Origin of the sequence: Bradyrhizobium stylosanthis (assembly GCF_001641335.1) — a bacterium.
Taxonomy (GTDB): domain Bacteria; phylum Pseudomonadota; class Alphaproteobacteria; order Rhizobiales; family Xanthobacteraceae; genus Bradyrhizobium; species Bradyrhizobium stylosanthis.
The window spans coordinates 562,164-573,809 of record NZ_LVEM01000003.1; the positions used below are offsets into that span (position 1 = coordinate 562,164).

Sequence of the window (11,646 nt, forward strand, 5' to 3'; positions counted from 1 at the left end):
ATTCTGATCATGCCAACAACATCCGAGGCGATCGCGCCTAAAACCGGCTACATGTTTCGCGCCGCTCCGCGAACGCTTGGGCCACAGATCCTCGATCTGAGTGAGGACTGGGCAGCTAAGATCGACGACGACTGGTCGCTCGATACAATAGAGCTGGATACTTCATGGCAACAGTCGAGAACGGGGCTTGAAGCCACGACGGAGGCATCGGCTGATCTAAACCTGGAAGTCAGATCGAAGGCGTTCGGAAGTCTAGGCGATGCTGTACGTTTGATGAAGCGCTGGACGACGAGCAATCCTTCGTGCACGAGCAGCATATTGCTATCGCCGCTTTTTAGTGCTCTCCGGGTTTCTGGAATGAGCGGCAGCACTGGTCTCACCGGAGTGACTCAGAGTGGCGCCGGGCTGTACCCGCTTCATATTGGGGCCAGGTTGAACCGCGAACATTTTAAGTTAGCTCCTCTTTCAGAAGATCGAGAGGCTCTTGTTCGTATCGAGGATCATTGGAGAGCGTTTGCCCAGGCGTGGCGCTCCCTAGCTGATGCAGCGCTCCAGGCGAGTGGTCCCACCTTTGCGGCGGCACTCGAACTTCGGCTGGCAGAGATACCAAACATCCCTGCGGCGCCTGACTCCGTCCTTCCCGATCGGGACGTTATCAATGCAGCCCGCCAAATCGCCTCCTACCTGCCGGTTCTCGCCAGGCTGCCTGAAATCGAGATCGACGACTCAGTGGGGTCTATTTCCTTGATTTGGAGAGACGATCGGCGGGAAAATTCATATTCGCTTGAGATTCCGAACGCGCGCTATGTCGTTGGTATTGGCATCGGAAAGAGGTTTTCGAATGCGCGCCCATGGCGGCATCGTATCTCGGATGAACGCCGGATCACCGCCGAGATCCAATCATCAGCCGCGGCACAAGATCTGATGAAGAGTTCATGAAGTGTCTTGTTCTCGGTTATGATCGCCCGTGCTCGCGGGAGGCTCTACACGAGGATCCTGTTTCGCCTGGCACGGTAGCGGATGATGAGGTACTATGCCGAGGTGGTTACACTCAGCACAATAAGAACGGCAGTCCGAGGATTGGCTTGATCCGCGCGAACGAATTGGCCAGTGGCCAACTCTCGGTTTGGCGAGTCCGCGGAGGAAATTCATCTGACCTCGCCGAGGTGATCGAGCTTCTGCAACAGCGAAAACCAACAAACGACGAACTGCTCTGGGTGTTTGGTGTGCCGGCAGGAGAACTCCGAGGCCTGATCGCCAGTCAACCGATATGCGCAATCGACGATACCGACTGTGGGCCCGACTGCCATCCGCGTCATTGCGCTCTCGCGCCATGCAACCAGCTTCAATTCAGCGACAATCGAGAGACCTTGCAGGACACCGGCTTCCTAGCTATGCGTCGAGCGCTCCTTGAGGCTTTTGCCAAGCGAGAACTCTGGGCCGCGGGACGACCCTGATCTAGCGGCGAATATAGTGGTTCGGTTCCAGGGAGGCGGCTGGGCCGCCGCCGGGCTCTTCCTTCTCGGCGTGCCGAATGAATGCGGCCTTCGTGGGTGCCTTTGCGGGAAAGGCCGACGTCCGCAGCAGAAGGTGGAGCTTCGACCAAACGTTCCTGTTGGGGCGCGTTTGCCAACGGCGGCAATCTCGCCCCGCTCCTGCGCTGCGTCGTCCTCGGCCTCGATCTCGAGCGCGTCGGCCTGAACGCGGCAAGAGGCGGGCGGGGGTCAGCTAGAAGGGGCCGCGCAGGTTTTTTCTATCAATTCGACGATCGGATGGCCCCGCAATCGTCAGGCCGTCGGGGCCGTGCGGCATTAATCGGCGGCCCTCGGTCAACTTCAGCCTGGGTAACACCCACGTTTCCCTCATCACGATATAGCCGGGCCCGGTACGGTGCACATTGGCGCAGATCTGCGGGTTCAACCGCGGCGCTGGCGCGCGATATTCGATAGCAGCGGCGATCAATGTTGCTAGGACGATCATGCTGTTTTTCGATCTGAGGCGACTACCGTCACCTTCGGTTTAGAGAGCGCGGAAAAAGCGGACTGCGCCTTTATCACGCCGGCCCCGAAACACGCGATTGAGGTCGCAGCCGCGATAACCGCGACGTAGCGGAAAATTTCACCTGCAAAGTGGTGCCGCTTAGATGATGGAGTAGCACGCAAAAACGGTGCATCGTATTCACGCTGCTTTAGGTTGGATGAACCGGCGATCATCAGGTTTGTGAAATAGGCGGCGGCGGTTGCAATCATTGCAGCGATCAAGCCGCTCGCGAAGCAGATCAACGGCGCAGAAATTTGCCCAAGTTGAACAGGCGAAAGCATGTCCCTTGAAGCCAGTGTTCCCATAAATGCCAGCATGGCGACCGAACTACCGCCATTTATCAGGATCATTGCCTTGATCGCTTCTTCGCCAGATTTAACCGCGGCGTCGTTTGCGCTCTTGCCAAAAGCGGTCTCGCTGTCATGCGCGCGCTGGGCTTCTCGAACGCGCATTTCCAACTGCTCTTTAGGTCCTAAGACAGGTTTGGTTTCGAGCGGTTCTGAGTCCATCACTTCTTCGCCTTCAGCCCAATCTCGACCAGCCATAAAACGGCCTCACAGCACCCTTTCCACTCGGACGCGGCCAAGATTGCGGTTTAATACCCTCAGGTGTTCGTGCGTAGGAAGGTATCTTGCGATGCCGGAGACGTCTTTGGGCGAGTACCATTTCCTCTCGCCCGGGAAACGAACCCAGACCTTATAGTTGCCGCCGCGATCAGCGCGACCAGCCTGCGGGCTGCTATAACCAACAGCATCTCGTTTTGGCGGCTTCATTTCTTCGTCTTAAGCCCGATCTCGACCAACCGGCGGATGGCCTCGGGCCGGCTAGGATCGTCCGCTTGACCCTCGCGCCAGGCATCAATGGCCTCCAATTCAGGCGCCTGCCAGCGCATGCCGATCTGCGTGCCCCTGCCCGTTGTGGGTGGACGACCGCGGCGCTTTTTCGGGGTACCCTTAATTGACTTGACCATGAAAATGGGGTACCACAAAAACAAGCCGAGGGGAAGTTGCGACCTTCGCCTCGGCTCTAACCCAAGTCATAGAGGACCGAAATCCAATGACCCAAGCTAAGCGCGTGTATAGCACGCCACGGATCAACTCGTCCGCAGTTCTGAACGAGAGCGGCGGCGCCGAGGGCGCCGATAAATTGTCTTCTTGCTCTCTGATTCCAGCCAGCCCAGACCGCGCATATCTGGGCGGCCCTGTAGATGGCGAACTAACCAAAGGCAGAGCGATTCAATCGACAGGGGCGCAGAATAGGAGATTCTTCCTCATGAATTCGATTGTTTCGATCGCGATAGCGTCAGCCGTTCCCGTGGCCGCACCTGCCATGCCCGCCTACGATCGGCGCGCGCTGGAGGCTTATGCCTCGTGGCTGCACATGGAGCGGCGTCTCCTGTGCCTGGAGCTTTGGCCCCAAATGGGCACCGCTGCCGAGAGATACGTTTGGGCAGACAACGCGGGCCACGATTGGCACTTCCGAGGCGAAGGACATTGGCGCGATCTCCCGCAGCCATCAACTCGAGCCGCGGCTGTCCTGGATCTCGTTGGCGTCGATTGGAAGGATACGCGGTATGGCGGCTCGAGCCCTCGCGACGATGGGCAGCGGCCGCCCCTACCTGACAATTGGCCTGCGACAAAAGATCCAATCTTTGCTGCCATCGAGGCTCACAAGGCGGCAGAGGCCGAATACATCAAAGTGATCGAGTTATGTGAGGATGTGGAAACGGCAAGTGCGGCTGAAGAGGAGCGGTCTTACAGCGCTTGCGTCGCCACGAACGACGCCGCCCTACAACTCCTCAATGTGGCTCCGACCACCCTAGCGGGCGTTCTCGCGTTGCTCAGATACGCCACCGAGTCCGACACCGACGGCATGGAATTTCCCTGCGAAGTTCATAGCGGCGACGACCGCGACATCGTGCGATCGTGGCAGTTCTTCCTGATCGAGAACGTCGCAACTGCCTTGGCGCGCATAGCCGCCTAACGATCTAGCCGAGCAATAGGGATGCCCGGGCCAGTCCCGGGCATTTCTTGTGCTCCCGATTACTTTTCCTTGCCGCGTGGATTGGCTAGAGGCATCACGATGCTCGCCAAGGTTACGAGGAACGCAACGAGGCATAGAGCCCCTAGGTAATCTTTGTCGCTGAGGCAATCCTTGAATTCCTGCAAAGCCTGAAAAGCGGGAAGCTTAAATTCTACGGACTTTTTTCCGACCTCGGCTGCAGCCCTTTCCGCAAAAACCAGTCCTTCCTCACGCTCTTTCTTCGTGATGCTACGGTTGCGCAGCGTCCCGTATACCGCGTCCATCTCCCTGCGTTCTGCGTCCGGACGCCTTTGAAGTTTACTCTTTCGATTCGCATTTACGAGCGGCACAACCACTATCGAACCAAGATACCGCCTGACTTCTCTCCCTTTCAGGACTTTCTCAAGCGTGTTGAGTGCGGCTGTGGCCTGGTCAGCCAGCTCGTCGTCGTAGTGAGAAATAAATGGCACGGACAATCTCGATAGAGAGTAGTGGGGAAACGTCAAACGGAGTGAGGCTATCACACGTTAAGAGCGAAACGCTATCATCCTACAAGCGATACTCTCGCGATTTGCCTGGGCTATGGACTTGCGGCTGCGGGCTGAGCGCCGGCTAGGCTACGATCGGGTTCAATCGCGGCGCCGCCGGCGGTGGTGGTGGAAAAGACGGCCCACGCAGTTCGTTGAAGAACCGCGCGGCAAGTGCCCCCTTCGGATAGGCGACGCAGCGATGCCCGGGCCGGTCCCGGGCATCCCACTTTCCACAGCCCCTCAAATTTTGCTGTTCCAAAGCTTAGCGAACCAGATTATTACTATTCTATCTAGCACTAAGCCGGATGGCAAAATGGACCCCCTCGCCCCTATCGACCGCGCCGACTTCCTGAAGCTGATTGAGCGCGGCGATCGTCAACTCGACAACGAGATCGCAGCTGGCCAAGTGATCTACTGGGGCCAACCGAAGCGGGACAAGCGCGAACCTGGAAAGCGCTACAAGCGCAATTTCATCGGCATCGACGCCGTTCTGATCGCCTTGGCGGACCTCTACGAAGAGGGTGGCCCACATCAGCTTTTCCCGGTTCCGAAATCGGGGCTCGTTCTCGCGCTAAACGGCATGCAACTGGCGTTGCCAAATGGTGTCGATCAAGAAGACGCCCAAATGGTCATCGGGTTGGAGGATCGCCACACAATGACGGTTGCTTGTGACGCTCTCCCGGCTTTGGAGCGAGACGGCTATCTCGACCAGAAGCGCTTCGTGAGATCGTTTCGCATGCCCGTAAGATTTGCGGTCCAGCGCGTGCGAGCTCGCGCCAAGAAGAACCGCGTCACGCTACCCGAAAAATTCGCCCCTCCTCCCACGGAGTTGCCGCTAGCGGCTCAAGGTGGCCTTCCATGGAGGTTTGCGATGGGCGAACGCGGCAACAAAGAAAGTCGTTGGTGGCCCGTCGTTGAAATGCCGCTTCAGGTCTCGGCTGGGGATCTCAACTGATGGCCCGCCCCGTCGCAATTCCGGCTGGTGCCTGGCCCCTTGAGATGAGGGCCGAGACCGCCGCTGCATATTGCGACGAGCCGAGTGTTGAGGCGTTCTTGGCGAAAGTCCAGCGCGGCATCTACCCGCAACCGACTCGTCAGCTTGGCTGTCTGCCTAAATGGCATCGCGGTAAGCTTGGTGAGGTCATTGCGCGGCGTCACGGGCTAGTGGAAGTCCTTCCGGGTGAAGTTGTAGAGGACGCCGCGGCGCTGATCTGATGCGGAAGCGAAAACCCCTTGGATGGCCGAAATACATGGAAGCGCGACCGTCGAATGGCGAGGTACGCTACTATTGGAATGCGCCGACTTGGGCGCGCAAACGGGGCTATCAAACCAAAAGCGAGCCGCTCGGGACATCCTATGCCATAGCAAAGGCCCGATGCGACGATGTGCTAAATCCGATGTTCGATAGCTGGCGCACCGGAGGCACTAGCGATTCCGAAATCGCACGCAGAGTTGTCGTCGGAACGTTCGATTGGCTGTGCACCCAGTACAAGAAGGCGCCGCGATACACCAAGCGTCCGCAGCGAACCAAAGACAGTTACGATCGCGTTCTTAAGCTGGTTGCCGACTACACCTTGAAGGATGGCCGTCGTTTTGGCGAGCTAAACATCAGGAGCATCACTCCTGCCGCCGTCGATCTTCTATACGAGAAGCTCAAGGTCGGGAGCGGCGGCAAGATGTTGAGCCGCACTCCCGGCCTCGCAATGTCGGTTTGCAAGACCGCATGGGACACCGCGAGACGCGGACATGCATCGATTATTCCTTCCGACAATCCGTTCGAAAAAGTCGAGATCGACTATCAGCCAAAGCTGACTCGCGCGGCGACAAAGGCGGAGTTGGAAATTTTCGTGGCTGGGGCAGATGCAGACGGTAGCGCCTCGCTCGGAACAGCGGCGATGATCGCGTTCTACTGGATGCCGCGCGAAGAGGACATCTTCATGCGCTGTGCGTGGTCCGACTACTGCCCCGCCGACAATCCAAACAGCATCATGATCTGGCATCACAAAAACCACCAGGAGCGGCTTCCAATTCCGCTCTACGATGTCGACGGAAGTGAGCTTTGGCCGGAAATGACCCTACGGCTTGCGCAGGCGCGCCGCGTCGGGACGCTTATCGTGATGCGCGACGCACCGGATCCGAGACGCAAGGTGCATCTGCCGTGGATGACTGGGGGCAAGAATCCGATGCGGTACGTGCAGTCGGAAGTGAGGCGCATTTGCCGAAAGGCCGGACTGCCGGACGAGATCACCTTCACCAGCTTCCGCCATGGGGGCCACACTGACGGCGCCGACTCCGGATTGACCGAGGCGCAGATGCGGGCTCTCGGAGGGCATAAGACTTCCGCGGCGCTCTATCGCTACGCGAAACAGACCGAAGCGCAGCGTCAGATTGCCGGCCGAAAGAGACGCGACAACAGAACGAAAAAGGGGAATTTGTCAGAATGAGCAGGTGACGAAATGTCAGAACGACATCTCGGACACCAGCTAAGTCGTTGATGTCAATGGTGGGCGCACCAGGGCTCGAACCTGGGACCCGCTGATTAAGAGTCAGCTGCTCTACCAACTGAGCTATGCGCCCGAAGGCCGGTCAAAGCCTTGCGAGGCCGGTCGTTTAGCAAAGCGATCCGGGTCTGGCAAGCGATGCGACGCATGTTTTCCAATGTTCTTCCACAGCCCCGAAAATGCGAAAAGCCGCTGGATTCCAGCGGCTTCGCAAAGGTTAATTCCCCGGGAAATCCCGGGTGTTTCAGAGACGGCCCTCGCGATCCCGGTCCGGGCCGCCATCGCGGTCGAAATGGTCGCGGCGGAAGTGCTCCATGCCCCGCTCCATCATCCGGTCCATGCCCCGTTCCATGAAGTGGCGGGGCGGGCCGTCCTCGCCGCCGCCAAACGGGCCGCGGTGACGGGTCAGCACGGCGAGGCGCCGCTTCTGGCCCTCGTCCAGGGTCTTGTAGAGCGGGTCGGCGGCATCGGCGATCTTCTTCAGGGCGGCGGAGGACGCCCCCATGTCCTCGGCGCGCTGGCGCAGACGGGCGATCGGATCATCCGGCTTGTCGCCGCTGGCGGCATCGCCCGGGCCGGCGTTCATGCGCGCGTTGGCGCGATCGAGGCGCAGCTTGGCGAAGTCGCGCACGGCGGCCTCGACCGGCGGCCAGAGCTTCTCCTGGTCGGCGTTGAGCTTCAGCCCGGCATGGACGGCGGCGATCCGCGCGTCGACGAAGGCGGCGCGGTCCTCCGGGTTCATGCGGATGTGGCGGAAGTGCTCCATCCACGGGCGATGATATTGGGCATAGACCGCGCCCGAGCCGGCGATGCTGAGCACGGCGATGGCGGCGATGGTGAACTTCCTCATGACGTACCTCCTCTGGAAGGATGGACGTGAGGATGAGCGCGCGCAGGCTGACGCGCAACTTACAACTTGGACAGGGAGGGCGTTCTTACAGAGATGTAACTGCCGTGAATGTCCATTCAGATGCATACTGAAACGATTTGCAACAAAAAGGCTTCCGTGCAGTGCACGGAAGCCCTTCGTTCATGCATTATTTTTCCACGCAGGGCGTGAGCAGTTCGTCGTGACGATCAGTTCGTCGCGCCCTTGGCTTCCTTCTGGAATTCGTCGATCAGCGGCTGGCCGACGCGGCTCGCGGCGTCCTTGTAGACCGGCTCCATCGCCTTGCGCATCGCAGCGTCCTGCTCCGCCGTCAGCTTGATGATCTCGCTCTTGCCGCTCTTCTTGATCTCCGCCAGCGCGTCGTCGTTCTCCTTCTGCGACTGCGCGTTGTTGAAGTCGGTCGCTTCCTTCATCGCCTTCGACAGCTGCTCGCGGATGTCGGCCGGCAGATCGTCCCAGAACTTCTTGTTCACGATCACGACGTAGCCGATGTAGCCGTGGTTGGTCTCGGTGATGTACTTCTGCACCTCGTGCATCTTCTGGGTATAGATGTTCGACCAGGTGTTCTCCTGCCCGTCGACCACGCCGGTCTGGAGCGCCTGGTAGACTTCCGAGAACGCCATCACCTGCGGCAGCGAGCCGAGCGCCTTGAACTGCGCCTGAAGCACGCGCGAGGACTGGATGCGGAACTTGACGCCCTGGTAGTCGGCGGGTGCGACGAGCTTCCTGTTGGCGCTCATCTGCTTGAAGCCGTTGTCCCAGTAGGCGAGACCGGTGATGCCCTTGGGCTCGAGCAGCTTGAGCAGCCGCGCGCCGAGCGGGCCTTCCGTCACTTTCCGCAGCGTCTTCAAATCGGGAAGGATGTAGGGCAGATCGAACACCTCGAACTCGCGGATGCCGAGCGGGCCGAACTTGGAGTTGGACGGCGCCAGCATCTGCACGCTGCCGAGCTGCAGCGCCTCGAGCTCTTCCTTGTCCTTGTAGAGCGTCGAGTTCGGGTAGACCTCGATCTTGACCTTGCCGCCGGTGTATTTCTCGGCGAGCTCCTTGAACTTCTCCGACGCCTTGCCCTTCGGCGTGTCGGTGGCGACGACGTGGCTGAACTTGATGATGATCGGCGATTGCGCCGATGCCGTCCCGGTCAGCGCCAAGGCCGCAATCGATGCCGCAGCCCAAATCAGTTTCCGCAATGCTTCCTCCCGTAGTTTTTGTGGGGCGCGGACCGCCGGCCCCAAGCCTTCATTTCTTGGGAGGCAGCTTTATAGGGAAGCAGGCTGAGGCGCCATTGCCCCTTAGCAGGGGTCTCCCTGCAAAAATGCGGTGTCCGGGAGGAAGCATCCTCCGCGCCGCTCAACGAAAAACGCGGTGCCGAGGGCACCGCGTTTCCGCCGTTTCATCCGGAGCGAGCGTAAACGTCAGCTCGCCGCCGCCGTCGTCACATTGTCGCGCTGGCGCTTCATGACGATCTTGTTGAGCGCGCCCAGATAGGCCTTGGCAGAGGCCACCAGCGTGTCCGGGTCCGCCGCGCGCGCCGTCATCGATCGGCCGTCCTGCGACAGGCGAACCGAGACTTCCGCCTGCGCGTCGGTGCCTTCGGTCACGGCGTGGACCTGGTACAGCTCGAGCTTGGCTTCATGCGGCACCAGGCGCTTGATGCAGTTGAACACCGCATCGACCGGACCGTTGCCCTCGGCCTCCTCGATCTTGATCTGGCCGTCGACGTCCAGCTTCATGGTCGCGCGCTGCGGGCCATGGGTGCCGGCGATCACGGTCAGCGAGGTCAGCTTGATGCGGTCGTGGGATGCCGCCATCTCCTCGTCGACCAGGGCCTCGATGTCCTCGTCGTAGATGTCCTTCTTGCGGTCGGCGAGCGCCTTCATCCGCGTGAACGCATCTTCCAGCTGATTCGGGCCGAGCTTGTAGCCCATCTCCTCCAGCTTGTGCACGAAGGCGTGGCGGCCGGAATGCTTGCCCAGCACCAGCGAGGACTGCTTCAGGCCGACCATCTCGGGCCGCATGATCTCGTAGGTGGAGGCGTCCTTCAGCACGCCGTCCTGATGGATGCCGCTCTCATGCGCGAACGCGTTCCGGCCGACGATGGCCTTGTTGTACTGGACCGGGAACGAGGTCGCCGCCGACACCACCTTCGAGGCGCGGGTCAGCTGCGTGGTGTCGATCTTGTTCCAGTACGGGAATTTGTCGTTGCGCACGTTGATCGCCATCACGATCTCTTCGAGCGCGGCATTGCCGGCGCGCTCGCCGATGCCGTTGATGGTGCACTCGACCTGGCGCGCGCCGCCGACGATGCCGGCCAGCGAGTTCGCCACGGCCATGCCGAGGTCGTTATGGCAATGCACGGAGAACACGGCCTTGTCCGAGTTCGGCACGCGCTCGATCAGCGTCTTCATGAAGTGGGTGTATTCCTCCGGCACCGTGTAGCCGACGGTGTCCGGGATGTTCACCGTGGTGGCGCCGGCCTTGATGACGGCCTCGACGATGCGGCAGAGGAAATCCATCTCGCTGCGGGTGCCGTCCTCGGCCGACCATTCGACGTCGTCGATCTGGTTGCGGGCGCGCGCGACCATGGCGACCGAGGTCTCCAATACTTCTTCCGGCGTCTTGTTCAGCTTCACCCGCATGTGCAACGGCGAGGTCGCGATCACGGTGTGGACGCGGCCGCGCTTGGCGAATTTCACCGCCTCGGCGCAGCGGTCGATGTCGGCGGGATGGGCGCGGGACAAGCCGGCGATGACGGAGTTCTTGGAGCGGCGGGCGATCTCGCTCACCGCTTCGAAGTCACCCTGCGAGGTGATCGGGAAGCCCGCCTCGATGACGTCAACGCCCATATCGTCCAGCAGCTCGGCGACCTCGAGCTTCTCCTCGAAGGTCATGGTGGCGCCGGGGCACTGCTCGCCGTCGCGCAAGGTGGTGTCGAAAATGATGACGCGGTCCTTGTCGGACTTGTTCGCGGGGGCCATTGCAAATTTCCTTTTAAGCTTGTGCGCCGTCAGTGTGCTGGGCGCTTGAGGTGTCCGGTGATCTCGACCAACCCCTGAGCGCCCAGGCGCGTGGCGCCCAGCCGGCCCTCAGGGGCAAGTAAGAAGGAGGCCGCCAATAAGGAGGGTGGGCAGCAGCGCGGCCGGGATCGTGGCGGCGGCCAGAGCCACCTCCCCCGAAATCCCATCGATTTGGCCGCGAATCAGCATTGCCAGACCCTTTTGAGCCCCAAATCCTCGGCGAAAACCGTTGACGGTTGGTTGCCGGGAGGCCCGATAGGGCCGTTTCTAGACGAGAAACGGGCGCAACTGCAACGCCAAAAGATGGTCAGCATAGGTGACCTATGGAGCCCGCGTGGCGGCTAGCCGGCCCGGCGGGCGCGCGCCCTGGTCTCCCAGCGGTCCAGCATCTGGCCGAGCTCGCCGGGGGGCACCGGCACGGCCGCGTTGGTGTTCGCGACCTCGTTGGTATTGGCGGGCTCAGAGGCGAGCCAGCTCGGCCCGGTGTAGCCGCGCCAGCGGCGCGCCTGCTCCCGTCGTTTGCGGGAGAGGTAGTCGCGCGTGAAATAGCCCGCCGCAAATGCGATCGCGAGCAACATGATCAGGACGACGACAGCTACCGCCATAAGTTCAGGCCTCTTCTCCCCCACGCACCGTTCTGCCAGCAT

11 protein-coding genes and 1 tRNA gene are annotated in these 11,646 nt (G+C 60.6%); 4 read left to right on the forward strand and 8 right to left on the reverse strand.

The window, feature by feature from the left end; translation table 11 throughout:
* Positions 1-9 precede the first annotated feature (9 nt).
* Positions 10-939: a hypothetical protein gene (locus A7X65_RS41935; RefSeq protein ID WP_156527955.1), complete on the forward strand. Its 930-nt coding sequence runs from the start codon at positions 10-12 to the stop codon at positions 937-939.
* Positions 940-1,728: 789 nt separating this feature from the next.
* On the opposite strand, the gene A7X65_RS22405 is transcribed toward A7X65_RS41935, so the two are convergent.
* Positions 1,729-1,980 (reverse strand): hypothetical protein, encoded by a 252-nt coding sequence (locus tag A7X65_RS22405; RefSeq protein WP_063688843.1) that lies wholly within the window; start codon positions 1,978-1,980, stop codon positions 1,729-1,731.
* The gene (locus tag A7X65_RS22410; RefSeq protein ID WP_156527956.1) at positions 1,977-2,585 is read right to left on the reverse strand and encodes a hypothetical protein; all 609 of its coding nucleotides are present in this window, start codon (positions 2,583-2,585) and stop codon (positions 1,977-1,979) included. Before A7X65_RS22410 ends, A7X65_RS22405 begins: the two co-directional genes overlap by 4 nt.
* A 511-nt stretch (positions 2,586-3,096) precedes the next feature.
* Here A7X65_RS22410 and A7X65_RS22420 point away from each other — a divergent pair.
* The gene (locus tag A7X65_RS22420; RefSeq protein WP_156527957.1) at positions 3,097-4,023 is read left to right on the forward strand and encodes a hypothetical protein; all 927 of its coding nucleotides are present in this window, start codon (positions 3,097-3,099) and stop codon (positions 4,021-4,023) included.
* 59 nt (positions 4,024-4,082) lie between these two features.
* On the opposite strand, the gene A7X65_RS22425 is transcribed toward A7X65_RS22420, so the two are convergent.
* Positions 4,083-4,532, reverse strand: coding sequence for a hypothetical protein (locus A7X65_RS22425; protein WP_063688851.1), 450 nt, complete (start codon positions 4,530-4,532; stop codon positions 4,083-4,085).
* Between the two features lie 373 nt (positions 4,533-4,905).
* Between A7X65_RS22425 and A7X65_RS22430 the strand changes: the two genes are divergently transcribed.
* Positions 4,906-5,547: a hypothetical protein gene (locus A7X65_RS22430; protein ID WP_156527959.1), complete on the forward strand. Its 642-nt coding sequence runs from the start codon at positions 4,906-4,908 to the stop codon at positions 5,545-5,547.
* 295 nt (positions 5,548-5,842) lie between these two features.
* A complete protein-coding gene (locus A7X65_RS22440; protein ID WP_156527960.1) occupies positions 5,843-7,036 on the forward strand; it encodes a site-specific integrase in 1,194 nt (397 codons plus the stop codon).
* Positions 7,037-7,093: 57 nt separating this feature from the next.
* On the opposite strand, the gene A7X65_RS22445 is transcribed toward A7X65_RS22440, so the two are convergent.
* The 5 genes from A7X65_RS22445 to A7X65_RS22465 form a co-directional block, all read right to left on the reverse strand.
* A tRNA-Lys gene (locus A7X65_RS22445) sits at positions 7,094-7,169 on the reverse strand.
* Between the two features lie 168 nt (positions 7,170-7,337).
* A complete protein-coding gene (locus A7X65_RS22450) occupies positions 7,338-7,943 on the reverse strand; it encodes a Spy/CpxP family protein refolding chaperone (protein WP_063688862.1) in 606 nt (201 codons plus the stop codon).
* A 227-nt stretch (positions 7,944-8,170) separates the two neighbouring features.
* Positions 8,171-9,172, reverse strand: coding sequence for a TRAP transporter substrate-binding protein (locus A7X65_RS22455; protein WP_063688864.1), 1,002 nt, complete (start codon positions 9,170-9,172; stop codon positions 8,171-8,173).
* 225 nt (positions 9,173-9,397) lie between these two features.
* The gene (locus tag A7X65_RS22460) at positions 9,398-10,960 is read right to left on the reverse strand and encodes a 2-isopropylmalate synthase (RefSeq protein ID WP_063688866.1); all 1,563 of its coding nucleotides are present in this window, start codon (positions 10,958-10,960) and stop codon (positions 9,398-9,400) included.
* A gap of 380 nt (positions 10,961-11,340) precedes the next feature.
* The gene (locus A7X65_RS22465; protein WP_063688869.1) at positions 11,341-11,604 is read right to left on the reverse strand and encodes a hypothetical protein; all 264 of its coding nucleotides are present in this window, start codon (positions 11,602-11,604) and stop codon (positions 11,341-11,343) included.
* Positions 11,605-11,646 lie beyond the last annotated feature (42 nt).